This window comes from Sinorhizobium numidicum (genome assembly GCF_029892045.1).
Lineage (GTDB): Bacteria > Pseudomonadota > Alphaproteobacteria > Rhizobiales > Rhizobiaceae > Sinorhizobium > Sinorhizobium numidicum.
In genome coordinates, this window is the sequence record NZ_CP120368.1 from 3,428,154 (window position 1) to 3,453,918 (window position 25,765).

18 protein-coding genes and 2 pseudogenes are annotated in these 25,765 nt (G+C 62.3%); 9 read left to right on the plus strand and 11 right to left on the minus strand.

The window, feature by feature from the left end; translation table 11 throughout:
• Window positions 1-40: 40 nt before the first annotated feature.
• From PYH37_RS27655 to choX, 3 genes are all read right to left on the minus strand, one after another.
• Window positions 41-1,066, minus strand: coding sequence for an IS110 family RNA-guided transposase (locus PYH37_RS27655; RefSeq protein ID WP_280734667.1), 1,026 nt, complete (start codon window positions 1,064-1,066; stop codon window positions 41-43).
• Between the two features lie 231 nt (window positions 1,067-1,297).
• Complete coding sequence (locus PYH37_RS27660) at window positions 1,298-2,116, minus strand: alpha/beta fold hydrolase (protein WP_280734668.1); 819 nt, start codon at window positions 2,114-2,116, stop codon at window positions 1,298-1,300.
• Complete coding sequence (gene choX, locus PYH37_RS27665; RefSeq protein WP_280734669.1) at window positions 2,116-3,054, minus strand: choline ABC transporter substrate-binding protein; 939 nt, start codon at window positions 3,052-3,054, stop codon at window positions 2,116-2,118. Before choX ends, PYH37_RS27660 begins: the two co-directional genes overlap by 1 nt.
• A 100-nt stretch (window positions 3,055-3,154) precedes the next feature.
• On the opposite strand from choX, the gene betI reads away from it, so the two are divergent.
• From betI to PYH37_RS32525, 3 genes and pseudogenes are all read left to right on the plus strand, one after another.
• A complete protein-coding gene (betI, locus tag PYH37_RS27670; RefSeq protein ID WP_280735989.1) occupies window positions 3,155-3,760 on the plus strand; it encodes a choline-binding transcriptional repressor BetI in 606 nt (201 codons plus the stop codon).
• A gap of 213 nt (window positions 3,761-3,973) precedes the next feature.
• Window positions 3,974-4,656 (plus strand): annotated as a pseudogene (locus PYH37_RS27675) (glutathione S-transferase family protein).
• Window positions 4,580-4,759 (plus strand): GNAT family N-acetyltransferase, encoded by a 180-nt coding sequence (locus PYH37_RS32525; RefSeq protein ID WP_425336129.1) that lies wholly within the window; start codon window positions 4,580-4,582, stop codon window positions 4,757-4,759. Before PYH37_RS27675 ends, PYH37_RS32525 begins: the two are co-directional and overlap by 77 nt.
• Before the next feature lie 7 nt (window positions 4,760-4,766).
• On the opposite strand, the gene PYH37_RS27680 is transcribed toward PYH37_RS32525, so the two are convergent.
• The gene (locus PYH37_RS27680) at window positions 4,767-5,072 is read right to left on the minus strand and encodes a hypothetical protein (protein ID WP_280734670.1); all 306 of its coding nucleotides are present in this window, start codon (window positions 5,070-5,072) and stop codon (window positions 4,767-4,769) included.
• A gap of 184 nt (window positions 5,073-5,256) precedes the next feature.
• On the opposite strand from PYH37_RS27680, the gene PYH37_RS27685 reads away from it, so the two are divergent.
• Window positions 5,257-5,658 (plus strand): hypothetical protein, encoded by a 402-nt coding sequence (locus PYH37_RS27685; protein ID WP_280734671.1) that lies wholly within the window; start codon window positions 5,257-5,259, stop codon window positions 5,656-5,658.
• 424 nt (window positions 5,659-6,082) lie between these two features.
• Here PYH37_RS27685 and PYH37_RS27690 read toward each other — a convergent pair whose 3' ends face one another.
• The 3 genes and pseudogenes from PYH37_RS27690 to PYH37_RS32530 all read right to left on the minus strand — a co-directional run.
• Window positions 6,083-7,108 (minus strand): IS110 family RNA-guided transposase, encoded by a 1,026-nt coding sequence (locus PYH37_RS27690; RefSeq protein WP_280734667.1) that lies wholly within the window; start codon window positions 7,106-7,108, stop codon window positions 6,083-6,085.
• A 237-nt stretch (window positions 7,109-7,345) separates the two neighbouring features.
• Window positions 7,346-7,693 (minus strand): YciI family protein, encoded by a 348-nt coding sequence (locus tag PYH37_RS27695; RefSeq protein ID WP_280734672.1) that lies wholly within the window; start codon window positions 7,691-7,693, stop codon window positions 7,346-7,348.
• 380 nt (window positions 7,694-8,073) lie between these two features.
• A pseudogene (locus tag PYH37_RS32530) lies at window positions 8,074-8,175 on the minus strand (META domain-containing protein); the annotation flags it as partial.
• A gap of 157 nt (window positions 8,176-8,332) precedes the next feature.
• On the opposite strand from PYH37_RS32530, the gene dxr reads away from it, so the two are divergent.
• Window positions 8,333-9,514, plus strand: coding sequence for a 1-deoxy-D-xylulose-5-phosphate reductoisomerase (dxr, locus tag PYH37_RS27705; RefSeq protein ID WP_280734675.1), 1,182 nt, complete (start codon window positions 8,333-8,335; stop codon window positions 9,512-9,514).
• A gap of 17 nt (window positions 9,515-9,531) precedes the next feature.
• On the opposite strand, the gene hemA is transcribed toward dxr, so the two are convergent.
• The 4 genes from hemA to PYH37_RS27725 form a co-directional block, all read right to left on the minus strand.
• The gene (gene hemA, locus PYH37_RS27710; protein ID WP_280735990.1) at window positions 9,532-10,746 is read right to left on the minus strand and encodes a 5-aminolevulinate synthase; all 1,215 of its coding nucleotides are present in this window, start codon (window positions 10,744-10,746) and stop codon (window positions 9,532-9,534) included.
• Between the two features lie 210 nt (window positions 10,747-10,956).
• On the minus strand, window positions 10,957-11,754 hold the full coding sequence (locus PYH37_RS27715) for an FAD binding domain-containing protein (protein WP_280734676.1): 798 nt from the start codon (window positions 11,752-11,754) through the stop codon (window positions 10,957-10,959).
• Between the two features lie 15 nt (window positions 11,755-11,769).
• Entirely contained in the window at window positions 11,770-14,115 is a 2,346-nt protein-coding gene (locus tag PYH37_RS27720) for a xanthine dehydrogenase family protein molybdopterin-binding subunit (protein ID WP_280734677.1), read from the minus strand.
• A 177-nt stretch (window positions 14,116-14,292) separates the two neighbouring features.
• Complete coding sequence (locus PYH37_RS27725; protein ID WP_280734678.1) at window positions 14,293-14,781, minus strand: (2Fe-2S)-binding protein; 489 nt, start codon at window positions 14,779-14,781, stop codon at window positions 14,293-14,295.
• Between the two features lie 424 nt (window positions 14,782-15,205).
• Between PYH37_RS27725 and PYH37_RS27730 the strand changes: the two genes are divergently transcribed.
• The 4 genes from PYH37_RS27730 (at window position 15,206) to PYH37_RS27745 (ending at window position 25,744) form a co-directional block, all read left to right on the plus strand.
• Window positions 15,206-15,463: a glycine zipper domain-containing protein gene (locus PYH37_RS27730; protein WP_280734679.1), complete on the plus strand. Its 258-nt coding sequence runs from the start codon at window positions 15,206-15,208 to the stop codon at window positions 15,461-15,463.
• 233 nt (window positions 15,464-15,696) lie between these two features.
• The gene (locus PYH37_RS27735) at window positions 15,697-17,610 is read left to right on the plus strand and encodes an autotransporter assembly complex protein TamA (protein WP_280734680.1); all 1,914 of its coding nucleotides are present in this window, start codon (window positions 15,697-15,699) and stop codon (window positions 17,608-17,610) included.
• Window positions 17,611-17,711: 101 nt separating this feature from the next.
• Window positions 17,712-24,761, plus strand: a complete 7,050-nt coding sequence (locus PYH37_RS27740) for a translocation/assembly module TamB domain-containing protein (protein ID WP_280734681.1) — start codon at window positions 17,712-17,714, stop codon at window positions 24,759-24,761.
• Window positions 24,762-24,958: 197 nt separating this feature from the next.
• Window positions 24,959-25,744, plus strand: coding sequence for an APH(3') family aminoglycoside O-phosphotransferase (locus PYH37_RS27745; RefSeq protein WP_280734682.1), 786 nt, complete (start codon window positions 24,959-24,961; stop codon window positions 25,742-25,744).
• The last annotated feature ends 21 nt before the right edge of the window (window positions 25,745-25,765 follow it).

Genomic DNA, 25,765 nt, shown 5'->3' on the forward strand with positions numbered 1-25,765 from the left:
ATCCTCCTGCGCCTGCGACGACCTCACATCCGCAGCGGCATCACGCCGCCGCGGCCGGAGCCCGATAAATGCCGCCGCTGGCCAACAGCGCCCAGACGATCCTCGCCATCTTGTTGGCCAGCGCCACCGTCACCAGCATGCGCGGCTTGCGCGCCATCATCTGCCCCAGCCATGATCCGGTCGGCGCACCGCGTCTGCCGGCCTGCAGCACGACGGCGCTCGCGCCGATGATCAGCAGCCGTCGCAACGTTCGCTCGCCCATCTTTGAGATGGCACCGAGCTTCTGTTTGCCGCCGCTCGACTTCTGCAACGGGGCAAGGCCGAGCCAGGCTGCAAAGTCGCGGCCCTTGCGGAACATTCCCGCCGGCGGAGCCAGGGCCACGATCGCGGTCGCGGTGATCGGGCCGACGCCGGGGATGGTCATCAACCGCCGGGCAACCGCATCTTCGCGCGAGCGTCGCGCGATCTCGCCATCCAGGCTGGCAATCTGCTCGTCCAGTACCCGCAGGCTATCGATCAGCACCTTCAAGGCCGTACGGGCGCTCTCCGGCAGCGGGCAGGCCGGATCCTCGATCCCCTCGATGAGCACCGCTATGTGAGACGGGCCCTGCGGCACGATCCAGCCATATTCCATCAGATGGCCGCGCAAGGCATTGATGAGCTGCGTGCGCTGACGAACCAGCAGATCGCGGGCGCGGAAAACAATTGCGCTTGCCTGCTGCTCTTCCTCCTTCACGGCCACAAACCGCATACTCGGGCGTTGTGCCGCCTCGCATATCGCCTCGGCATCGGCGGCATCGTTCTTGTGCCGCTTCACGAACGGCTTCACATAGGCTGGCGGGATCAGCCGAACCGTGTGGCCGAGCCTGCCGATCTCGCGCGCCCAGTAATGCGCTCCGCCGCAAGCCTCTATCGCTACGACGCATCGGGGCTGTGAGGCGAAGAAGCCAAGCAGCTTTGCGCGCGCGATCTTCTTGCTGAAAACAGCCGCACCCGACGCATTCGCGCCGTGCGCCTGAAAAACCCGCTTCGCAATGTCCAACCCGATTGTGCTAACCTCAGTCACGGACGCCTCCTCCAAGTGCTGTTCAACACCTCCACTTTGGCACATCGATGCCGTCAGGGGGCGTCCACCCCATCACCCTTCTGCGGCGGTGGGTGAACGCGAAAAATCGACCCGTTGCAGTCATTGGTGCCCGGCACGACGAATGGCTCGCATGAGCCGGATTGCAGACGCCCGACGATAGCACCAGCAGTTCATCCACTGCCGTCGGCGCTGGAGCTCTGGTGGCCATGGCTAGACCATCCCTGCTTCCGCAAAGAACGAGATCATAAGGGCTGAAACCCTCTGCGGATCTTCCCAATGCGGATTATGTCCATACCCGTCGAGTGTGACGGATCGCACTGACCGGAAGGCCTGGGCAAGCGCCTCGCGATGCGGGCCGGCAAAGAGCGGGTCAGCGGAACCACCAATGCAGAGCACAGGCGCGGCGACCTGCCTGGCGCTATACCGTAAATCGGTTTCGGCAAAGCCTTGCAAGATACCATGCCAGACGGCCGCCGGCATCCCCGCTGCATCCATCCTCATCTTCGACAGAAATTCGGCGGCGACAGGTCGGCTGCAGGAATACCAGTCACGGAGAAATTGCCCTGAGGGATCTATCGGGTCGCGAAGTGCGCGGATTTCGCGCGACAGTGGACTGCCGCCGCCAAAGTCTGGCCTCAGGCTTGCAGACAGAAGCACGAGGGCGCTCACATCATCGCAACGACGAGCGGCAAGCTCAATCGCTGTCATTGCGCCCATGGAATGCCCAATGAGGGCAAATTGCGAAACACCCAGAAACGCCAGAAACCGGTCGATGCTCACAGCAAAATCGCTGACGTGCATCCCCTCGCCAAGGGCGGACGCACCGTGCCCAGGGAGATCGGGAATGATTAGACGGTAGCCGGAAAGAAAGGGCTCAAGCGACGCAAAGCTGCGGCCGGTGTCAGAATAACCGTGCAGCAGCAGAAGCGCCGGCCCGCTTCCGCCGCTGTCGACGAAAGCAATGTGCCTTCCCCCTGGCAGTTCGACGCGCCGCTTGCGGCGATGCCAATCGTCCCCGACGCTGCACATCACAGGCCAATCGCGGCCTTCACCGCGGCAAGGCCCGCTTTGCCGTCGAAAGTCGACACCCCGGCCAACCAGGTTTCCAGCCGCTTTGGCTCGTCTTTTAGGGATTTCAAAGCGGCTTCTTCCGGTTCCATTCCATCGTTCATGATGTAGGACATGCCGCGGTTCTCGTAGCCGACATCGAAAACGAGGTTATTCAAAAGCTTTGCGACATTGGGGCACTCCTGCAGATAGCCCTTGCGCACTTGGGTGGAGACCGTTGCCGCACCGAAATTCGGGCCATAGAACTTGTCACCGCCGGTCAGATACTTCATGTCGAAGACGGTGTTCATCGGGTGCGGGGCCCAACCCTGGAAAACGATGAACGACTTTTTGCGTGTCCGGCGGACCACTTCCGAGAGCATGCCCTGCTCGCTCGACTCCACCACTTCCCATTCCTCAAGGCCGAGGGCCGGGTCCTTGATCGCGTCGAGCATCAGTTGGTTCGAGCCGGGCTCGATGCCGTAGAGCTTCCGTTCGAATTTATCGGCGAACCTCTGCAGGTCGGAAAAGTCCCTGACGCCAGCTTCCCAGACGTAGGTGGGAACGGCGAAGGTGTATTTGGCACCCTCAAGGTTGGTCCGAACCGTCTCGACCGAGCCATCCTCTTTGTACGGCTTGTAGTAGGCGACCATGGCCGGGTCCCAATAGCCGAGAAACACGTCAAGGTCCTCGCTCTTCAGGCTGGTGTAGATGACGTCGATCCCGAGAAGCTGACTCTCAGCCTCATAACCAAGCGCCTTCAGCAAGGTCAGACCGACCCCCGTCGTAAAGGCGAGATCATTCCACCCCGGCTCGGCCATCCGCACGGTTTTGCAGCTTTCCGGCTCTGCCGCAAACACAGGCGCGGCAACGGCAATGAGGGCAAGCGCCGCAGTCCCGGCCTTCAGTAAACGCTTCATCACATTCGCCTTGTCCATTTGGTCATTTTATTGTCCCGTGGGTCAATTATTGATCTTTTCGGAAATTTTGTCAAATGTGGACGAAAGTGAGGGCGTACGAATGAGGCTGACCAAGATCAGCGATATCCGAAAGCGTGAACTCAGACGGGCGGCGTTCGAGGTCCTGCAGCGTGAGGGCATGGCGGGGGCAACGCTGGAGAAGGTTGCTTCTCAAGCAGGCGCATCGAAGGGCATCGTCCTGCATTACTTCGCCAACAAGCAGGAGCTGTTCGAGCATGCGATGCGCGAGGCGAACGCCGCCTTGAGGGATGCCGTGGTGGCGCGCTTGAACCGCGCCACAACCTCGTTAGAACGACTGGAAGCAATCATCGAAGGCAACTTCGAAGAACGCTTCTTCCAGCCTTCCATTTGCCATGCCTGGCTATCGCTCTGCGCCGAGGTGCCGCGCGACCCGCAGCTAGCGCGCATCCAAAAAGTAATTCATGCGCGGATGCGATCAAACCTCATGTCGGCGCTGATCCACCTCCTGCCGGAGGACGAATGCGAGGCCGTGGTTCTTGGCATTACCGCGCTGATCGATGGGCTGTGGCTGCGACTCGGTCTGCAATCGGAGGGACTGACGCGTGAGGATGCGCTTCGTCAGATGCGCGACTATCTCTCTCATCGGCTGACCTCCGCCGCGCAAGCATCAGTCGACGATCTGTAAGGCCCGCACGAAAGGGCGAAATCAAGATTCATGGTGAGTGACTTCCCCCTCTTCTTAGCGCTGGAAAACACTAACAATCGACCCGTTGCTGCCCTTAGATGCCTCCGCTGGAAGGTCTCGATTTTAAGCCCGTAGCGGACATCTGATAATCGCTCAGGTCGCATTCTTGTGTATGGTAAACTCGAACCGGTATCGTTGAAGGACTGACATGGGATGAAACTGTACTTTAGCCGCAATCCCAATCCTCGCCTCGCGGTCGCGGTGGCACGCTATGTTGACGCGAAGGTCGGGTTTGAATTCGCCTCACCCTTCGCTCCGGGCAGGCCGAGCGATATCGCCGGCTAAATCCAAATCTTTCGTTGCCCATACTTGTAGACTCGGGAAAAAGTCTCTGGGAGGCTGACGCCATAGCTTGCCGGCTTTCACGCGACACGCATTCGGATTTCTGGCGCATGGGCGACGACGAACCCGAAATGATCCGCTGGCTCAGTTGGGGAAAAGAGAACTTCGCAAGAGCTTGCGACATCGTGCATTTCGAACGCGGGACCAAACAGAGGTACGGGCTTGGCCCGATTGATCAGAAACGGGTTGAAGAGGGGCTAAGCCACTTCTGCACGGCCGCGGCAATACTTGAGGCCGAGTTTTCCGAGCGACGATGGCTGGTCGGAAATTCGGTTTCCTATGCCGACTTCCGAATGGCGGCCTTTCTCCCCTTCAACGACGTCGCCAGATTGCCACTTGGCGATTATCCTTCTGTCGACCGCTGGTACCGTCAGCTCGAAGAGATCGATGCCTGGCGCGATCCCTTCAAAGGGCTGGATGCGCCCGAATTGCCCCCGCTCCCGGGTCAGACCAAGTCCGGGACCTATTCGGGGCTGCTCAACAACAGAAATTAGCACTCTGTACGTTCAACCGAGGCACCACGGCAAAGGGATCGGTAAAGGCCTGCTGAATGAAGGTTTGCGCAAATGTGCCACCGACGGCGTCCCGCTATTGTGATTGGCTGTCAATTCATAGGCGAGCGCACCGGCTGCGGCTGCCCCGTCTGCGAGGAAAGAGAGCCGGGCCTGGCCTTCAAACACCACTTGCGCCCTGCCTCGGCGACTTGAGCGAGCTTCGCCATCCATTCGATTGTCTTAGCGCGCCGCCATCCTTCGCCTGATCCGCACTCCGCGACCATCTGTTCGGCCGAAGGCACGCCGATCCGACCGAAGAAAAACACATCGACACTTTCGGCAAAGCGGTCCTCGATAGCACGAGCGATTGTCGTTTTTCCCGAACCAGAGGCACCAATCAAAATAATTAAAGGCATGACCCGCTCTCCCAAAGCTAGTGGACTAGCATGAGGAATAACAGCTCAGGGTCGATTCTTCGCTTTCGCCATCCGTCGCAGAAGGGTCGTATGCTGACTTCGAGGACTGCTAGGGACGGCTTGTCGATGGTAGGGTTGGCGGCTAGTTCTGCAAAGAGATGCTGTATCGGACTGAGGTTCAATCATGATCGACAACCGCCTCACCATCCTGAATCTATACGAGCTGAAGAGGACGCCGGAAGACTTCGAGATTGCGGTAGGCTCGCTGGCAACGCGGGTCGAAGCCGAAGGTCATCCAGGAGTCCTGTCCTACAGGTTTTTCGTGAACGCGTCGGAGCGGACAGCGCGCGGCGTCATCGACTACAAAGATCCTGACGCTTGGATCGGGCACCACGACATCGCCATGAGCTGGCCCGAAATGACCGCGCTGCATGCGGCGGCGACGTTGGTGGAAGTCATCTTTCTCGGCCCGCTGACATCCGAAATCCAGGCCTGGATTGAAAGCTCGGCGCTGACGGCACGAGTTCGTGACGGGAATATATTTGCAGGCGGATTCCAGAGGCTGAGTGGCTGGTCGAACGAATGACTGCGCGAGGCTCGAAGCTGTCTTGGTGGGTATTCCAATGAACTTCTGCTTCGGGTCGCAGTAGGTCATAGCGCGAATGTCCGCTTATGAGAGCAGCCAGGAATGTCGGCTTCGGTCCGCACTGCAGTCATTTATCAAGCGCGCAGTGGGCAACAGCTTCCCATCTGTGGACGCCCCCTCAAGCGCAAGTGGTTTTTCTGGAAAGGATAAGCACGTAGTCGGATGCTGCCATCTGTCCGGCCTCTGGGTGCAGTGATAAAGCTGCGGGCCTGTATGGGAGTTCGCGGACCGGATCCAAATCACCCAAAGCGTGCTTGAGAGCACGGTGGAAAGCCCTGGTTCTTCCGGTCCCGTCTCGCCGACTGGGTGCCATACCCTCCTTCGATCCTCCTGCGCCTGCGACGACCTCACATCCGCAGCGGCATCACGCCGCCGCGGCCGGAGCCCGATAAATGCCGCCGCTGGCCAACAGCGCCCAGACGATCCTCGCCATCTTGTTGGCCAGCGCCACCGTCACCAGCATGCGCGGCTTGCGCGCCATCATCTGCCCCAGCCATGATCCGGTCGGCGCACCGCGTCTGCCGGCCTGCAGCACGACGGCGCTCGCGCCGATGATCAGCAGCCGTCGCAACGTTCGCTCGCCCATCTTTGAGATGGCACCGAGCTTCTGTTTGCCGCCGCTCGACTTCTGCAACGGGGCAAGGCCGAGCCAGGCTGCAAAGTCGCGGCCCTTGCGGAACATTCCCGCCGGCGGAGCCAGGGCCACGATCGCGGTCGCGGTGATCGGGCCGACGCCGGGGATGGTCATCAACCGCCGGGCAACCGCATCTTCGCGCGAGCGTCGCGCGATCTCGCCATCCAGGCTGGCAATCTGCTCGTCCAGTACCCGCAGGCTATCGATCAGCACCTTCAAGGCCGTACGGGCGCTCTCCGGCAGCGGGCAGGCCGGATCCTCGATCCCCTCGATGAGCACCGCTATGTGAGACGGGCCCTGCGGCACGATCCAGCCATATTCCATCAGATGGCCGCGCAAGGCATTGATGAGCTGCGTGCGCTGACGAACCAGCAGATCGCGGGCGCGGAAAACAATGGCGCTTGCCTGCTGCTCTTCCTCCTTCACGGCCACAAACCGCATACTCGGGCGTTGTGCCGCCTCGCATATCGCCTCGGCATCGGCGGCATCGTTCTTGTGCCGCTTCACGAACGGCTTCACATAGGCTGGCGGGATCAGCCGAACCGTGTGGCCGAGCCTGCCGATCTCGCGCGCCCAGTAATGCGCTCCGCCGCAAGCCTCTATCGCTACGACGCATCGGGGCTGTGAGGCGAAGAAGCCAAGCAGCTTTGCGCGCGCGATCTTCTTGCTGAAAACAGCCGCACCCGACGCATTCGCGCCGTGCGCCTGAAAAACCCGCTTCGCAATGTCCAACCCGATTGTGCTAACCTCAGTCACGGACGCCTCCTCCAAGTGCTGTTCAACACCTCCACTTTGGCACATCGATGCCGTCAGGGGGCGTCCACCCCATCACCCACCCGAGAACTCCGAGAACGGGTAGATTCGACCCGTTGCTGCCCTCGGCACAAGCACGCGGAACGACAGGTTCGAGCCCGAATCGGCCATTCCGGCCGCCTATTGGCGTCTCGGAGGCGGACGTTTACGGCCGGTGGTAGTAGCCGGGGCATTTCGAAGCTAAAAACCGGCGGTCTCGCGCACCTCGATCGCCCCCATCCGCGCGAGCGAGTCCCGCTCCGCGATCTCCATCGCCTCCGCAAGGTCCTTCGCTTCGATGAGCAGGAAGCCACCCAGATGCTCCTTGGTCTCTGCGAAGGGCCCGTCGGTCCAACTCGCCTTGCCGGCACGAACGCGCAATGTCTTTGCGGTCTTTGGATCGGCAAGAGCGTTGGAGGCGAGATAGTGGCCTGATCGCTTGAGATCTTCATTGGAAGCTAGGGACTCCCGGTCGATCTCGGCCCATTCCTCCTTGCTGGCGGCGTCAGCAAGGTTTTGATCGATGTAGAAGAGACAAAGGTAGCGCATCCGGTTCCTCCATGGTGCAGTCGATGTTAGTCGCAGGTGGCGACCGCGATTCGACAATGAGCGGAAGAAATCCTGCCAATTCCGCTTAAGGGAAGTTGTCGGCGATCATCTACCGGCGCGGATCGATCAATCCACGCGAGTAACCCATTCGCGATTGCCACCGGCGTAGGCGTGGTTGTGCAGATCGCTCTTGGGGGTCTTCCGGAGAGCCTCCAGGCTAGCCGTCCTCGGTGCGTCCATAAACGAAGTCATCGTCGTCGCGATATTGCTTGAACTGTCGATGCCGCGTCCAGCCACCCAAATCAATGTCAGCAATTGGCGCGTCCCGCTGGTTCTAACACCTGAGCCGCGGAATGCCAGAAATGAGCGTCGAAGGACTGGCCGACGAGTTCCTTCGGCACGTTCTCGGCGGCAACCGGGTTTATCGAGGCAAGTTCGATCAACACGCAAGCGCAGGAGACGGCGGTGAACGCTTTCAGCATGGAGAAATTCCTGTTCGGGAATCGGCAAGTTCGCCGCTGCCAAACCGATTCTTAGCCGAGTGCCGTGTAACATAGAAGACGGCACTCCGCCCTTGTTGCCGACGGGTTTCGGCTGTAGAGCCTAACTGGCAAAACGAGAAAAATACGGGATTTGGCAATGGCATCCGGCGAGGACACGAGGCGCCGTCTGACGATACTGGGCTCCACAGGATCGATCGGAACCAATACGCTCGACGTCGTCGACCGGCTCGGCGGACGGGACCGCTTTGAAGTCGCGGCCCTGACTGGCAACGGCAATATACCGCTTCTTGCCGAACAGGCGCGCCGGCTGCGCGCGGAATTGGCGGTGACGGCCGACGAGCATCGTTATGACGAACTCAAGACGGCGCTCGCCGGCAGCGGCATTGCGGTCGCCGCCGGACGCAGCGGCCTGATCGAAGCGGCTGAGCGGGACGCCGGTTGGGTGATGGCGGCGATCGTCGGCAATGCGGGCCTCGCCCCGACGCTCGCGGCTGCGCGGCGCGGCGCCGATATCGCGCTTGCCAACAAGGAATGCCTCGTCTCGGCCGGCAGTCTCTTTCTCGAAGCCGTCGCCCGGGGTGGCGGGCGGCTTTTGCCCGTCGACAGCGAGCACAACGCCATCTTTCAGGTGCTGGAAAATGATCAGCGCCACGCCGTCGAGCGCGTCATCCTGACGGCCTCGGGCGGCCCCTTCCGCACGAAGACCCTCGACGAGATGCGGCATGTGACGGCCGACGTCGCCCGCGCCCATCCCAACTGGTCGATGGGCCTGAAGATTTCGATCGACAGCGCCTCGATGTTCAACAAGGCGCTGGAGATGATTGAGGCGCGCCATCTCTTCGGCCTTCGCCCGGAACAGATCGAGGTGGTCGTCCATCCGCAGTCGGTGATCCATTCGATGGTCGGCTACAGCGACGGATCGGTGCTTGCGCAGCTCGGCTGCCCCGACATGCGCACCGCCATCGGCTATGCTCTTTCCTATCCGAAGCGCTGCGCGCTGCCGATCGAACGGCTTGATTTCGCAAAGCTCGCGCGGCTCGATTTCGAAGCACCGGACGAGACCCGCTTTCCGGCGCTTCGCCTGGCGCGGCGCGCGATGGAGGCGGGCGGCGTTCAGGGTGCTGTGCTGAACGGCGCCAAGGAGACCGCACTCGAGGCCTTCATCAAGGGGCGGATCGGCTTCCTTGCCATGGCGGAAATCGTCGAAAAAGTGATGGACAAGCTATCCAATCTGCCGGCGGCGGCAACCATGGACGATGTCTTTGCCGCCGACGAAAAAGCCCGGCAGACGGCTGCCGGGCTCATCCCAATCCAATAGCACTCGTTCGTCGAAACTTACGCTACCGCCCTCGCCAGCGCGCAGCGCGACCAAAGCGAATGCAGCGCGCCGACCAGATGGTCGATATCGGCATCCGAATGCAGCGGCGTCGGCGTGATGCGCAGGCGCTCGGTCTTCTTCGGCACGGTCGGATAGTTGATCGGCTGAACATAGACGCCGAAATTATCGAGCAGCAGGTCGGAGATCCACTTGCACTTGGCCGCGTCGCCGACAATCACCGGCACGATATGGCTCGGATTGACCATGTGCGGAATGCCGCGCTGGTCGAGCAGCGACCGTAGCCGCCGAACCCTCTCCTGATGCGCGAAACGTTCGACCTGGCTTTCCTTGAGATGCCGGATCGAGGCGAGCGCGCCCGCCGCCAGCGCCGGTGGCAGCGCAGTGGTGAAGATGAAACCGGAGGCGAAGGAGCGGATGAAATCGCAAAGCGCCGCCGAGCCGGTGATATAGCCGCCCATGACGCCGAAAGCCTTGCCGAGCGTACCTTCGATCACCGTCAGGCGATGCATCAGGCCCTCGCGTTCGGCAATGCCGCCGCCACGCGGGCCGTACATGCCGACCGCATGCACTTCGTCGAGATAGGTTATCGCGCCGTATTTATCGGCGAGGTCGCAGAATTCCTTGATCGGCGCGATGTCGCCATCCATGGAATAGACGGATTCAAACGCAATGATTTTGGGCGCACGCGGATCGGCCGCGGCGAGCTTGGCTTCGAGATCGGCCACCGAATTGTGCTTGAAGATGACGCGTTCGCATTTCGAATGACGGATCCCCTCGATCATCGAAGCGTGATTCCCGGCGTCCGAGAAGACGATGATGCCAGGAATCTTGGAACAGAGCGTTCCGAGTGCTGCCCAGTTCGAGACGTAGCCGGAGGTGAACAGCAGCGCCGATTCCTTGCCGTGCAGGTCGGCGAGCTCGCGCTCGAGCAGGACATGATAGTGATTGGTGCCGGAGATGTTGCGCGTTCCGCCTGCACCGGCGCCGCATTCGTCGATGGCGCGTTTCATCGCTTCCGTGACGATCGGATTCTGGCCCATGCCGAGATAGTCGTTCGAGCACCAGACCGTGACTTCCTGGGTGCCGTCTGCCGTGTAGCGCGTCGCCTTCGGGAACTCACCGCGCTGGCGAGCAAGATCAGCGAAAACCCGATAGCGGCCTTCCTGATGCAGTCCGTCCAGCTCGTCTTTGAAGAAACTCTCGAAATCCATCATCAACTCCAGTGCCCTGCCGCCTTTCTTCATTCAAAGCGACCGGGGGTCAACCCCGGAAAAGGTCCCGCCACACACCTGCGGCAAAAGGCCTCTTTTGAACTATTCCAAAATGGCTAGTGCAACTCAATCCCCTCAACATTGATCGAAGTCAAGCAATCCGCAAAAAAGGACGGCCGCAGCCGCCCTTTTCAATACCTAAGTAGGCCCTCAGGCCGCCGCCACGGCGCGTTTCGTCATCACCTTGACGAGGTTGGCGCGATAGGCAGCACTCGCATGGAGATCGGAAAGCAAATCGGCAGCGTCGACCGTCACGTTTGCGACGGCGTCCGGTGACCAATTGGCGGCAAGCGCCGCCTCGAGGCCCTGGTGGCGGAAGACGCCGTTCGAGCCCGCGCCGGTGACGGCAACACGAACATCGCCATTGTCGCGCTGCGCAACGAAGACGCCGGTGATCGCGTAGCGCGAGGCGGGGTTGCGGAACTTCTGGTAAGCGGCCTTAGCGGGCGCCTCGAAGCGGACGGCGGTGATGATCTCGCCCTCCTCCAGCGCCGTTTCGAAGAGGCCGGTGAAGAAGTCGCCCGCCGTGAGCTCGCGATTGTTGGTGACGATCACCGCATCGAGCGCCAGCATCGCGGCCGGATAATCGGCCGCCGGATCGTTGTTGGCGATGGAGCCGCCGATCGTGCCCATGTGACGCACATGCGGATCGCCGATCTGGCTGGCCAGCCCGCAAATGGCGGGACAGACCGCTTTGAGCTCGGCGGAGGTGGCAACCTCTTCGTGGGTGGTTGCCGCGCCGATCCGTACCGACCGGCCGGTGACGGTGATTCCCTTCATTTCGCCGATGTGGCGGAGATCGATCAGATCGCTCGGCGCAGCAAGCCGCTGCTTCATCGTGGGGATGAGCGTCATGCCTCCCGAAAGATATTTTCCTTCGGCCGCATCGCCCATCAGCTTGATTGCCTCCTGGACCGACGAGGCTCTGTGGTAATTCGTCTCGTACATCTCCCGTCCTCCGGATCAATTGCTGGAATGCATCGCCACCCAGACCTTCTGAGGTGTGGCGGGCATGGTGAGCGTATTGTTGCCGATCGCATCGGTGATCGCGTTGATCAGCGCCGGCGGCGAACCGATCGCACCCGCTTCGCCGCAGCCCTTGACCCCGAGGGGATTGTTCGGGCAGGGCGTGTTCGAGGTCGATACCTTGAAGGACGGCAGGTCGTCGGCCCGCGGCATGGCGTAGTCCATGTAGCTCGCCGTCAACAACTGGCCGCTCTCGTCGTAGTGCACGCCTTCGAGCAGCGCCTGGCCAATGCCCTGCGCAAGCCCGCCATGCACCTGTCCCTCGACGATCATCGGATTGATGATATTGCCGAAATCGTCCGCCGCGACAAACTGGACGATCTTCGTCTGACCCGTCTCAGGATCGACCTCCACCTCGCAGATATAGCAGCCAGCCGGGAACGTAAAATTGGCCGGATCGTAGAAGGCGCCCTCCTTGAGGCCGGGTTCCATGCCGGCAGGCAGGTTGTGGGCGGTATAGGCGGCAAGCGCCATCTGGAACCAGGGAACCGCCTTGTCGGTGCCGGCGACCTTGAGCTCGCCGTTTTCGATGACGATGTCGCTCTCGTCCGCCTCCATCAGGTGAGCGGCGATCTTCTTCGCCTTCACCTCCACCTTGTCGAGCGCCTTGGCGACCGCCGACATGCCGACGGCCCCCGAGCGCGAGCCGTAGGTGCCCATGCCCATCTGCACCTTGTCCGTATCGCCGTGAACGATATTGACGCTGTCGATCGGCACGCCGAACCGCTCGGCGACGAGCTGGGCAAAGGTCGTTTCATGCCCTTGGCCGTGGCTGTGCGAACCGGTCATCACCTCGATCGTTCCGACCGCGTTGACCCTGACCTCCGCCGATTCCCACAGCCCGACGCCGGCGCCGAGCGAGCCGGCCGCGGCGGAAGGCGCCAGCCCGCAAGCCTCGATATAACAACTCATGCCGATGCCACGCTTCATGCCGCGCCGCTCGGCCTCTGCCCTACGCGTTGCAAAGCCGTTCCAGTCGGCGGCCGCCATCGCCGCACTCAGCGACGTTTCATAATCTCCCGCGTCGTAATTCATGATCACCGGCGTCTGGTGCGGGAAGGAACGGATGAAGTTGATGCGCCGGATTTCGGCTGGCGACAGGCCAAGTTCGCGCGCCGCGGTTTCCATCGTGCGTTCGAGGAGATAGGTCGCCTCCGGGCGCCCGGCGCCACGATAGGCATCGACCGGAGCGGTGTTGGTGTAGACGGTGCGGACATTGGCATGGATCGCCGGGATATCGTATTGCCCGGAGAGCAGCGTCGCATAGAGATAAGTCGGCACGCAGGAGGAGAAGAGCGACATGTAGGCGCCGAGATTGGCGATCGTATCGACCTTCAACGCGGTGATCCGGTTGTTGGCGTCGAACGCCATCTTCACCGTCGACACGTGATCGCGGCCATGCGCATCCGTCAAAAAGGCCTCTGTGCGGTCGCAGGTCCATTTCACCGGCACACCGGTCCGCTTCGAGGCCCAGAGGCAGACGATTTCCTCCGGATAGATGTAGATCTTCGAGCCGAAGCCGCCGCCGACATCAGGGGCGATCACTCTTAGCTTGTTTTCCGGCGCGACATTGTAGAAGGCGCTCATCACGAGCCGTGCCAAATGCGGATTCTGGCTCGTCGTATAGCAGGTATAGTGATCGTCGCCCGCGTCGTAGATGCCGAGCGTGGCGCGCGGCTCCATCGCATTGGGCGACAGACGGTTGTTATAAATCTTCAGCTCCGTGACATGCGCCGCACCTGCAATCGCCCGGTCGACCGCAGCAGCATCGCCGAGTTCCCAATCGAAGATCAGGTTGTTTTGGGCTTCCGGATGGATCTGCGGCTGGCCTTCGGCCATGGCATCCACCGGATCGGTGACCACCGGCAGCGGCTCGTAGTCGACGACCACCGCCTCCGCGGCGTCGCGTGCTTCGGCAACACTGTCGGCGACCACAATGGCAACGGCATCGCCCACATAGCGCACGGTCTTGTCGGCAAGCGGCCGCCAGGCGCCCATCTTCATCGGCGAGCCGTCCTTCGAATGGATCATCCAGCCGCAAATGATATTGCCGATACCATCGCCAAGCAGTTGCTTACCGTCGAGCACGTCGATGACGCCGGGCATCGCCTTGGCCGCCGTTGCATCGATCCTGGCGATCGTCGCATGCGCGTGCGGACTGCGTACAAAGACAGCGTATTTCATTCCCGGCACCGTCATGTCGTCGGTGTAGCGCCCCTTGCCGATCAGGAAGCGCTTGTCTTCCTTGCGCGCTACCCGCGCGCCAATGCCTTCAACGCCCATTGCTATCTCCTCCCGAGATCACGATGCTTTTGGCTTGCGACAACCCGAAATCATGAACGTGATCGATTCTAGTAGTTAGAGTCGGATGCGAGCGGAAAACCGCATACACTTTTCCTCGTCCCGCTCGAATATTCAGCGAAGTTCTGCAGCGAAATTCCGGTCGAGCGGTTTCCGCGCTCATTCCGCAGCCTGACGGGCACCGCCCATTTCGGCGGCGGCAGCCAGGATCGCCTTGACGATGTTATGATAGCCGGTGCAGCGACAGATATTGCCTTCGAGCTCGGCACGCACCGTTGCCTCGTCCAGAGTGCTGCCATGGCGGCGGATCATGTCGACGGCCGTCATCACCATGCCGGGCGTGCAGAAGCCGCATTGCAGGCCGTGATGCTCTTTGAAAGCCGCCTGGACCGGGTGAAGTTCGCCATTCTGCGCCAGTCCTTCGATCGTTGTGATCGACGAGCCCGCGGCCTGTGCGGCGAGGATCGAACAGCTTTTCACCGATTGCCCGTCGAGATCGATGACGCAGGCGCCGCACTGTGCGGTGTCGCAGCCGACATGCGTCCCGGTCAATCCGAGGTTTTCGCGGATAAAGTGCACCAGCAACGTCCGGTCATCGCAGACGCCGCTGACGTCGCGGCCGTTGACCGTCATCGTTATTTTCGCCATTTCGCTCCTCCGGGGGGTCGGTCAGTGCCAGGATGAGCGCGGCTTCAAATCGGGTGAGATATGTTCACGCGACCCAAAGTACGCGCCACTGATATCAATGCCCTTGCCAGCGGCCCTCCTCCGAACCGACATGGCGACATTGTATCATTTGTCTTTTTTTAAAATGTCGCAACCGTCTCAGGCCACCGCAGGGCAAAAAAATCCGGCGCCGCATGTAACGCCGGAAACAGCGCCTTCATCTTCTGTTCAGGAAAGATCGCATTATCTTGCGGCGGGAAGATTCGTCGCCTCCAGTGGACTTTCCTGGGCGGCGGGTTATTTTCCGAATGCAAGTTCAAGTGGAGGCGGCGTTCCGTCGGCCTTCTTTTCACCCAAGGCACGGACGAAGCGAAGGCTGAAATCCGTAGAGATCGGAGAGGACAACATGAAAAAAGCCATCGCACTGGTGCTGGTCGCCCTGTCGGTTGCAAGCTGCACGCAGACGGAGAAGGGTGCCGGCATCGGTGCCGTTTCCGGGGCAATCATCGGCGGCGCGGTCACCGGCAACGTTCGCGGAGCTGCTGTCGGCGCGGCAATCGGCGGCGTGTCCGGCGCGGTCATCGGCCACGTCACCGAGCAGCCCGGCCAGTGCTACTACCGTGATCGCTACGGTCGCCGCTACATCGACTCCTGCCCGCGCTGAAGCATACGTTTCAACAAGAGGCATGGCGGCCCCGGAGCAATCCGGGGCTTTTTTGTGCCCTGGAGACAACATACAGGCGCTTTTTCCCCGATTTCCGGGCGATTCTCGCCCTGAGTGGTGGATGCGGCACCCCGTGATCGTTAACAAATGGAAAACTTTGCCATGCTATGGTGACCATTGCCGCACATGCAGGTAGTGAGTAAAGAGTCGCCTGAAACGGGATGCGGAGAGGAATGTCTCCACCACGGTCGAGTATCGCGTACTGGAAGGCAGCGACGGCGCTCGCCATTGCGGCCTCGGCGGCGCTCGGTCCGTTTTTCGCCGATCCGGCCCACGCAATCAGAATCTTCGGCATGCGCTTCTTCGAAAGCGCCGAAGAGGAGGCGCAGGTGATCGACCCGGTCAATTACGCGCTGACCTTCGAGACCGGAACGGACGATGAGGAACTGCGCGAGGCGCTCGAAAACAGTTCGCGACTCTTCCAGGACAAGGAAGAGCCAGTCTCCGGCGACTTAGGCCTTGCGATCAAGGCTCGCGACGACCGGGAGCGCATCCTCGCAGCGCTTTATGAAAAGGCGCGCTACGGGGGAACGGTCAGCATCCTCATCAACGGGCAGGACATCGACAGCCTGCCACCGGATCCATCCTTTCCCGATGACAAGGCGGTGCCGGTCACCGTCAGCATCACGCCTGGGCCCGCGTTCACACTAGGTTCGGTGAGGTTGGAAGGCGATGCCAAAGGGCTCGATCCTGCCACCTACGATCTGAAGCGTGGCGCCCGCGCCGACTCGACGCTGATCATCAAAGCGGGCGAGCAGATCGTCAATGATCTGAAGGAACAGAGCCGGCCGCTGGCGAAGCTTACCGAACGCAGCGTCATCGCCGACCATGCCACGTCCACGGTCGACGTGACGATCAGCGCCGACGGCGGACCGGTTGCCCCGGTCGGGCAACTCACGGTCACGGGTACGAAGACCGTCGATCCGGAATTCGTCAGAGACTATTCCCGGCTCAATCACGGCCGGCCCTATTCGCCGGAAAACATACGCAAGGCTGCCGAGCGCCTGCGCCTGCTGAACGTCTTTTCGAGCGTCACGATCAACGAAGCCGATGCACTCGCGCCGGACGGCACGATGCCGATGAACATTCAGGTGTCAGAAGGCAAACACCGCTATTTCGGCTTCGGAGGGCAGGTCTCGACGACGGACGGCCTCGGTCTCCAGGGCTATTGGGGCCACCGCAACCTCTTCGGCCGGGCGGAATCGCTTCGGATTGAAGGATCGGTCGACCGTATCGGCGAGACGACGGATGTCGGCGGCCTCGACTATTCCGCCGCTGTTCTCTTCGCCAAACCCGGCGCCTTCGGACCTGCATCGACCTTCACCGCAAGTGTCAGGGCCGCCATCGTCGATCCCGATGCCTATCGCGCAAAGACGATCACGGCCGCGGTCGGAGCAGGCTTCGAGCTTTCGCCGCAGGATACGGCGTCCGTCGGCGCGGAGCTCGGTTGGGCGGATATCGAAGACGCGTTCGGTTCGAATTCCTATCTCACCGCCAGCATTCCGCTCGAATATGTCCGGGATACGCGCGACGACAAGCTCAACGCGACCGAAGGCTATCGGGCGCTGATCAATGCCAGGCCGAGCTACGAGATCGAGGGCAAGACCTTCTTCAGCTCGTTCGAAGCCTCCGCGTCCGGCTACTATGCGCTCGGCAGCGAAAAGCGTTTCGTGCTGGCCGGCAAGCTTGGCGCCGGTGTGCTTGTCGGCGGCGACGAACTTGCCGATATACCGGCGACCCGGCGCTTCTTCCTTGGCGGAGGGGGGTCGGTGCGCGGCTATTCCTATCAGGAAATCAGTCCGCGCAACGCCAGCAACGATCTGACCGGCGGCCGCTCCTATGTGAGCGGCTCGCTCGAAGCCCGCATTGCGGTCACCGAGACGATCGGCATCGTGCCGTTCATCGACGCCGGCAGCGTGTCGGCGAGCACGACACCGGATTTCTCTGACATTCGTACCGGCGCTGGCATTGGCCTGCGTTATGCGACGCCCTTCGGGCCGATACGACTCGATTTCGCTGTGCCACTCAACAAATATCCCGGCGGCACCGACTATGGCATTTATGCAGGCATCGGCCAGTCCTTCTGAATTTGCTGGCGTGCCGTGCTAGAATTGGCAAATCCGCCCACGGGCAAAGCCTTTCCGTTCTGCCGATTCCAGAGCGGCGCAACATAGGCTATGGATAGGACATGAATCAGGTCATCCGCATTCTTGGAGCCACACTGCGCTACTTTTTTGCCGTCCTCGGCACGCTCGTGGTCGTGCTCCTTCTGCTCGTCGCGTTCTTAGGCTTCACTGTACCCGGCGCGCGTGTCGTCGCATGGGCTCTCGAGAAATATGCGGCAACCCCTGACCAGATCGTCCGCATCTCGGATCCAAGCGCGTTGCTGACCGGCGATTTCACGGCGGGGACGGTGACGCTCTTCGACGGAGAGGGCATCTACGGGGAGGTTCGCGACCTGTCGGTCCATTGGTCGCCGGCGGAACTGTTCTCGCTCCGCTTCGACGCGAGCAACATCTCGGCAGGTTCGATCCGCCTGGAGCGGCTGCCGATTCCGTCGACCGAAACGAAGGAAGTGCGCTCGACACTCGCCCTTCCTGTCGACGTAAAGATCGATGCCTTCGACCTCAAGGAGTTCGTGGTCGGAAAAGAGATCGCCGGTCAGGACCAGTTTCTGACGGCGAACGGTAAGGTGGATGCCACCAATTCCAGCATTGCGCTTGCCTTTGACGCCGCCCAGCGCGACCGCCCGGAGGCACGCGCAGTCGCCGATCTCGTTTTCAATCCTGCCGGCAACCAGCTGAAACTCGAAGCGCAGATCGCCGAACCGAAGGGCGGCCTGGTCACCAAGCTGCTTCGCCTGCCGGGCGAGCCCGCCATCAACATGACGCTGACCGGAGAGGGCCCGCTCTCCGACTGGACGGGATCGGGCACAGCCGCACTCGATGGCACCGAGGTCCTCCGTCTCAACGGGCGCCATGTGCTGGCGAGCGAGGGGATGCACAGGCTTACGGTTTCCGGTGGCGGCGCCCTCGGTTCGCTGATGCCTGCGGTTTTCAAGCCGCTCTTCGAGGGGACGACCAGCATCGATCTGACGGCCGCATTCGATGGCAAGAGCCTGGTCAAAATCGAGGCCGGCAAGCTTTCGACCGGGGCGCTGACGCTCAATGCTTCCGGAACGGTCAACAGCCAAGGTGAGAACAATCTTCAGGCAAGCCTTACCGGCATGAGCGGCGCGATCGATTTCCGTTGGCCGCTGGAACAAGGCGAGCTCCGGGCACTGATCAACACCGCCAATCTGTCGCTGATCGGAGACGGCCAATCGGCAATCCTCGACGTCGCCGCCGACGTTTCGTCCGTCCAGCTGCCGCACGGGGAACTCAGCGCCGTTCGGCTTTCGGCGCAAAGCGATGCCTTCAACCTGGAAACCCAGTCCGGGTCGCTGCAGACGACAGTCCAGATAAGCGAGAGCCGGTTTTCAAGCGCCGATCTCGATCGGGCGATACGGGCGCCGTTGAAAGCGGACGGCACGCTTGCCGTCACGCCGGAGGCCATCCGTTTTGATCCCTTGACGATCGAGAGTGCCAGTATCGGCGGCACTGTCACTGGCAGCCTGAAGCGGGCCGATGCGTCCATCGAAGCGGCCTTCAAGCTCTTCGCCGTACCCCAGGTGCTGCCGCCGGCACTGGCCGGCAAATTCGACGGTACGATTGCTCTTTCCGGCAATGTCGAGACCGAGGAGGACGGCAGAGTTCAGGTGAGCGGCCTCGACGTCAAATCCGGAACTGTGGAGGCCTCGGGCTCCGTTGCGCTCGCAGGCGAAACGCTGACGGCGGATATTCAAGGCACCCTGCCTGATCTCGGCAGGTTGCTTGCCGATGCCAAAGGCACGGCGGCCTTCCACGCCGCAGCATCCGGTCCGCTGAGCAAGCTCGGCATCAAGGCGGAAATGACTTCCAGCGGTGTGACGCTCGCCGGGCGCGCGCTCACCGATCTGGTGGTGAATGCCGATGCGACGGCGACGCCGGATAGCCCGCAGGCGAAACTGACGGCGACCGGCAGTCTCGACGGTCAAGCGATCGACGTTCGGGCCGATGTGATCTCCGAGGACGGTCGCACCTCGATCCCGACCCTGGAAGCAAAAATCGGCAACAACCGGCTAACGGGCGCGCTCAACCTAACGCCCGACTTCAAACCGGACGGCACGGTCGACTTCACCCTACCCGACCTCGGTCTGCTCGCCGCCATGGCCGGCCAACAGGCATCCGGCGATCTTGCCGGTTCCGCGACGATTAGCACCGCCGACGGCGTCACCTCGGTCGTAGTCAAAGCGAATGGCAACAGCATCCAGCGCGACGCCTTGACAATCGCCAAGCCGGCCGCCGACATCAGCATCGCCGACGTCGCAAAGCTTGCCATCAACGGCAGCATCAAGGCGGAAAGCATCGCCCAGGGGCAAAACCGCATAGCGAATGCCAGCCTCGTTTTCGACCGGCAGGCGGAAAAAACCGGCTTTTCGCTCGGGGGCGAATATGACGGTGCGCCGGTGACGGCGACGGGCGATCTCACAAGCAATGCCGGCCGCACCGAAATCCGCCTCGCCTCCTTTATGGCGGCGCCGAAGAAGATCCCGCTGCAGCTCGCAAGGCCGGCCGTCGTCGCCATCGAGAACGGCGTCGCGCGGCTCGACGCTCTGACGGTCCAAGCCTCGTCCGGCAGCATTGCCGTCACCGGCACGGCCGGCGATAGGCTTGAGATCACGGCAGGGATCGACGCCCTGCCTGCGGTCCTGATCGACACCTTTGCGCCGACGCTCGGCGCGCAAGGCCTGATCGCAGGCACCGTCGAGGTCGAAGGTCCAGCGCAGGCGCCGGTGGTCGCATACGATCTCGCCTGGAGCGCCGCGTCGATCAGTTCGGTGCGATCGGCCAACATCGCCGCACAGGATATCGCCGCAAAAGGTTCGATCGCCGTCACCGACGACCGCATTCGCTTCGATCCGCTGACGGTCGAAAGCGCCGGCTTCCGCGGCAACGTCACCGGCAGTCTCGACCGGACCGATACGACCGCGGAAGCGAGCTTCAAATTCTTCGCCGAACCCGGCCTGCTGCCGCCCGGCCTCGCAACGAAGTTCGACAAGACCATCGCGATTTCCGGAACCGTCGAAACCGGCGGAAACGGCAATATCAAGCTCAGTGCGCTCGATATCAAATCCGGCACGGTCGATGCCAGCGGTTCTGCGACGTTTAGCGAAGGCGCACTGACGGCTGCGGTCGAGGGCGCCCTGCCCGATCTCGGCAAATTGCTCGCCGACGCGCAAGGCGAGGCGGCATTCACCGCCGACATTTCCGGTCGCCTCGACGAGATCGGCATCAAGGCGGAATTGACCTCCAGCGGCGCGATGCTGGCCGGCCGTTCGCTGACGGATCTGGTAATCAAAGCCGACGCGACGGCGAAACCGGGTAGCCCGCAGGCGAAACTGACGGCGACGGGCGGACTGGACGGCCAGCCGATCGACGTTCGGGCCGATGTGATCTCCGAGGGCGGCCGCACCGCGATCCCGACCCTGGAAGCGAAGATCGGCGATAATCGGCTGACGGGGGCGATCAACCTGACGCCGGACTTCAAGCCGGATGGCACTCTCGAATTCAACCTCCCCGACCTCGGTCTGCTCGCGGCAATGGCCGGCCAGAAAGCTTCCGGTGACCTCGCGGGATCGGCAACCGTGCGCACCGCCAACGGCATCACCTCCGTCTCGCTCAAGGCGACGGGCAACAGCATCCAGCGCGACGCCTTGACAATCGCCAAGCCGGCCGCCGACATCAGCATCGCCGACGTCGCAAAGCTTGCCATCAACGGCAGCATCAAGGCGGAAAGCATCGCCCAGGGGCAAAACCGCATAGCGAATGCCAGCCTCGTTTTCGACCGGCAGGCGGAAAAAACCGGCTTTTCGCTCGGGGGCGAATATGACGGTGCGCCGGTGACGGCGACGGGCGATCTCACAAGCAATGCCGGCCGCACCGAAATCCGCCTCGCCTCCTTTGCGGCAACGCCGAAGAAGATCCCGCTGCAGCTCGCAAGGCCGGCCGTCGTCGCCATCGAGAACGGCGTCGCGCGGCTCGACGCTCTGACGGTCCAAGCCTCGTCCGGCAGCATTGCCGTCACCGGCACGGCCGGCGATAGGCTTGAGATCACGGCAGGGATCGACGCCCTGCCTGCGGTCCTGATCGACACCTTTGCGCCGACGCTCGGCGCGCAAGGCCTGATCGCAGGCACCGTCGAGGTCGAAGGTCCAGCGCAGGCGCCGGTGGTCGCATACGATCTCGCCTGGAGCGCCGCGTCGATCAGTTCGGTGCGATCGGCCAACATCGCCGCACAGGATATCGCCGCAAAAGGTTCGATCGCCGTCACCGACGACCGCATTCGCTTCGATCCGCTGACGGTCGAAAGCGCCGGCTTCCGCGGCAACGTCACCGGCAGTCTCGACCGGACCGATACGACCGCGGAAGCGAGCTTCAAATTCTTCGCCGAACCCGGCCTGCTGCCGCCCGGCCTCGCAACGAAGTTCGACAAGACCATCGCGATTTCCGGAACCGTCGAAACCGGCGGAAACGGCAATATCAAGCTCAGTGCGCTCGATATCAAATCCGGCACGGTCGATGCCAGCGGTTCTGCGACGTTTAGCGAAGGCGCACTGACGGCTGCGGTCGAGGGCGCCCTGCCCGATCTCGGCAAATTGCTCGCCGACGCGCAAGGCGAGGCGGCATTCACCGCCGACATTTCCGGTCGCCTCGACGAGATCGGCATCAAGGCGGAATTGACCTCCAGCGGCGCGATGCTGGCCGGCCGTTCGCTGACGGATCTGGTAATCAAAGCCGACGCGACGGCGAAACCGGGTAGCCCGCAGGCGAAACTGACGGCGACGGGCGGACTGGACGGCCAGCCGATCGACGTTCGGGCCGATGTGATCTCCGAGGGCGGCCGCACCGCGATCCCGACCCTGGAAGCGAAGATCGGCGATAATCGGCTGACGGGGGCGATCAACCTGACGCCGGACTTCAAGCCGGATGGCACTCTCGAATTCAACCTCCCCGACCTCGGTCTGCTCGCGGCAATGGCCGGCCAGAAAGCTTCCGGTGACCTCGCGGGATCGGCAACCGTGCGCACCGCCAACGGCATCACCTCCGTCTCGCTCAAGGCGACGGGCAACAGCATCCAGCGCGACGCCTTGACAATCGCCAAGCCGGCCGCCGACATCAGCATCGCCGACGTCGCAAAGCTTGCCATCAACGGCAGCATCAAGGCGGAAAGCATCGCCCAGGGGCAAAACCGCGTTTCGGGGCTCACGCTTGTCTTCGACCAGCAGGGCGGCAGAACGGGATTCTCGATCGACGGCAGATATGACGGCGGACCACTCGCGGCCAAAGGCGACATGGTGGCAATCGGCGGTCGCACCGAAATCCGCCTAGCCTCCTTTGCGGCAACGCCGAAGAAGATCCCGCTGAAACTCGCAAGGCCGACTGCGGTTGTGGTCGAGAACGGAAGCGTGCGGCTCGACGCTCTGACGATCCAGGCGTCGAACGGCACCATTGCCGTCGCCGGTACGGCGGGCGCAACGCTCGACATTTCGGCAAAACTCAACGCGCTGCCGGCCGCTCTGATCAACACTTTCGCGCAGACGCTCGGCGCCGAAGGCACGATCGACGGCACGGTCGAGGTGGAGGGAAGCGCGGCCGCTCCGGTCGTCACCTATGATCTTAGATGGCGCGGCGCCTCGGTTGCGGCAGCGCGCGGCGCCGGCGTCGCGGCGCTCGAGGTCGTCGTGAAAGGGCGTTTCGCCAACAATCGCCTTACGCTCGACGCCACGGTGTCCGGACCAGGCCGCCTCTCCTTCCGGGGCGGTGGCCATGTCGACGTCGGTGGAAACATGCCGATGTCGATGAAATTTGCCGGCGATGTGCCCTTCGCGCTGCTCGCCAACACCATGGCGGAGAGGGGCTTCACGCTCACCGGATCGGCCACCGTCGATCTTTCGCTCACCGGATCGGCCAGGGCGCCGCAGATTACCGGTACGATCACCACAAGCGGCGGCCGGCTCGTCGACGTCCGCCGCAATCTCGCCCTCAACAATCTGGCTGCCAATATCGCGCTTGATGGCAGGCAGGCGACGATTTCCAGGCTCTCCGCCAATCTCGCCACCGGCGGAACGGTCGAGGCGAGCGGAACGATCGGGGTCGCGGCGGGTTCCGGCTTCCCGGCGGACCTGCGGATTCGTCTGAACAACGCCACCTATGTCGATGGCACGCTCTTCACGGCAAATCTCGTTGGCGACCTGACGCTGAGAGGCCCGCTCGTTGCCACGCCTGTGCTCGGCGGCAGGCTGACGATACGCAGAGCGGCGATCACCGTTCCGGAGAAGTTGCCGACCTCGCTCTCGGAGATCGACATCAAGCACAGGAACGCGCCGGCCAGAGTGCGACAGATGGCAAGCGACATACGCAAGGACACGTCCGCAGGCGCCGGAGCCAGAGCCGGCGGCATCATCGCCTTCGATCTCGCAGTCAGTTCGCCAGGACAGTTTTTCGTGCGCGGGCGCGGCATCGATGCCGAACTCGGCGGCGACCTGACCATACGCGGCACTGCCGTCCAACCGATCGTTTCCGGCGACTTCGACATGCGTCGCGGGCGACTCGAAATCCTTGGCAAGCGCCTGACGTTCACAGAAGGCCATATTGGCTTCGGCGGCGCCCTGATCCCGACCCTCGATCTCGACGCGACCTCGACGGCCGGTTCGACGACCATCACCGTCAATATCGCCGGGCCCGCCAACAATCCGGCGGTAACCTTCTCCTCCTCTCCGGCGCTGCCGCAGGATGAGATCCTGGCGCAATTGATCTTCAACCGGTCGCTCAACAACCTGTCGGCATTCCAGATCGCCCAGCTTGCCTCCGCCGCCAGCCAGCTTGCCGGTGGCAGCTCGACCTCGCTGCTCGACGGCCTGCGCAACAAGCTCGGCGTCGACGACCTCGACATCACGACGGACGAAAGCGGTGGCGCTCAACTCCGCGCCGGCAAATACCTCAACGACCGGACCTATATCGAACTGCAGCAGGGCTCGGATTCGGCCTCCAGCAAGGCGATCATCAACCTCGATGTCGGCCGGGGCGTGAAGCTCAAGGGCGAGGCAGCCGGAGACGGCTCCGCGGCCGGCGGCATATTCTACGAAAGGGAATACTAGGCGCGACTGCCCCTTCACCCTGACCCTCTCCCCGCAGGCGGAGAGAGGCATTGAGAGCTCGTGGCGAGTCCCTTCGCCCCGCGAACGGGGAGAGGTCGCGGCGGCGGGCTGAGGGACAACCTCCCTTGGAAGCTGAGCGATACGACTATCGGCTGCGGCTCCCGAGAGCTGCGCAAGATCAACTGTCGAGTTTATCCATGCAAACGCAAGAAATCGAGTTGCCGCCCAGATTCCGCGCCAGACTGGCGGGCTACTCGTTCGAAAAGGACACTCTCGGGCAATCCGCGTCGACCGTGTTCCTGCTCAAGGCAGAGGGTCGAGCCCGCCTTGTTCTGAAACAAGAACGCGCCGGCCCTTTCGCCGAGTTGGCGCAGGAGGCGGCGCGGTTGGAGTGGCTCGCGGCAAAGGGCCTGCCCTGCCCGCGGATCCTTGCCCATGAGGTTCATGCCGAGCGAAACTGGCTGATGATGGAAGCCGTTGAGGGCGTCGACCTCGCGTCCTCACCGCTCGCGCCCGGTCAACGCATCACAATTCTTGCCGAGGCCCTCCGCCGACTGCACCAGCTCGACATCGCTGACTGCCCCTTCGACCGCCGTTTGGAAACCAGCATCGCGATGGCGAAGGCGCGGATGGAAGCGGGCCTTGTCGACGAAGCCGATTTCGATGATGTGCGGCTGGGCAGGACGGCAAAAGACCTTTTCGGTGAACTTGGGGCACGCAGGCCGAGAGACGAGCAACTGGTCGTAACGCATGGCGACGCCTGCCTGCCCAACATAATCGTGCAGGACGACGGGGTGGCGGGCTTCATCGATTGCGGCCGCCTCGGCGTCGCCGACCTCCACCAGGACATTGCTTTGGCCTGCCGCAGCATCGCCTACAATCTGGGGAACGACTGGGTTCAGCCATTCCTTAACTTATGTGGCTTGCCGAACCCAGACCCGGAAAAGCTCTTCTACTACTGCCTGCTCGACGAGTTCTTCTAGGACGAGGAGGCTTAATCTGAT

What these genes read in the sequence shown, in the direction of transcription:
- betI (WP_280735989.1), top strand. Translation starts at nt 3,155, where the DNA reads ATGAGGCTGACCAAGATCAGCGATATCCGAAAGCGTGAACTCAGACGG.
- PYH37_RS32525 (WP_425336129.1), top strand. Translation starts at nt 4,580, where the DNA reads ATGCGCCCGAATTGCCCCCGCTCCCGGGTCAGACCAAGTCCGGGACCT.
- PYH37_RS27660 (WP_280734668.1), bottom strand. Translation starts at nt 2,116, where the DNA reads ATGTGCAGCGTCGGGGACGATTGGCATCGCCGCAAGCGGCGCGTCGAA.
- PYH37_RS27720 (WP_280734677.1), bottom strand. Translation starts at nt 14,115, where the DNA reads ATGGGCGTTGAAGGCATTGGCGCGCGGGTAGCGCGCAAGGAAGACAAG.
- dxr (WP_280734675.1), top strand. Translation starts at nt 8,333, where the DNA reads ATGGCATCCGGCGAGGACACGAGGCGCCGTCTGACGATACTGGGCTCC.
- PYH37_RS27715 (WP_280734676.1), bottom strand. Translation starts at nt 11,754, where the DNA reads ATGTACGAGACGAATTACCACAGAGCCTCGTCGGTCCAGGAGGCAATC.
- PYH37_RS27745 (WP_280734682.1), top strand. Translation starts at nt 24,959, where the DNA reads ATGCAAACGCAAGAAATCGAGTTGCCGCCCAGATTCCGCGCCAGACTG.
- PYH37_RS27680 (WP_280734670.1), bottom strand. Translation starts at nt 5,072, where the DNA reads ATGCCTTTAATTATTTTGATTGGTGCCTCTGGTTCGGGAAAAACGACA.
- PYH37_RS27685 (WP_280734671.1), top strand. Translation starts at nt 5,257, where the DNA reads ATGATCGACAACCGCCTCACCATCCTGAATCTATACGAGCTGAAGAGG.
- PYH37_RS27725 (WP_280734678.1), bottom strand. Translation starts at nt 14,781, where the DNA reads ATGGCGAAAATAACGATGACGGTCAACGGCCGCGACGTCAGCGGCGTC.
- PYH37_RS27695 (WP_280734672.1), bottom strand. Translation starts at nt 7,693, where the DNA reads ATGCGCTACCTTTGTCTCTTCTACATCGATCAAAACCTTGCTGACGCC.
- PYH37_RS27735 (WP_280734680.1), top strand. Translation starts at nt 15,697, where the DNA reads ATGTCTCCACCACGGTCGAGTATCGCGTACTGGAAGGCAGCGACGGCG.
- hemA (WP_280735990.1), bottom strand. Translation starts at nt 10,746, where the DNA reads ATGGATTTCGAGAGTTTCTTCAAAGACGAGCTGGACGGACTGCATCAG.
- PYH37_RS27730 (WP_280734679.1), top strand. Translation starts at nt 15,206, where the DNA reads ATGAAAAAAGCCATCGCACTGGTGCTGGTCGCCCTGTCGGTTGCAAGC.
- PYH37_RS27740 (WP_280734681.1), top strand. Translation starts at nt 17,712, where the DNA reads ATGAATCAGGTCATCCGCATTCTTGGAGCCACACTGCGCTACTTTTTT.
- choX (WP_280734669.1), bottom strand. Translation starts at nt 3,054, where the DNA reads ATGAAGCGTTTACTGAAGGCCGGGACTGCGGCGCTTGCCCTCATTGCC.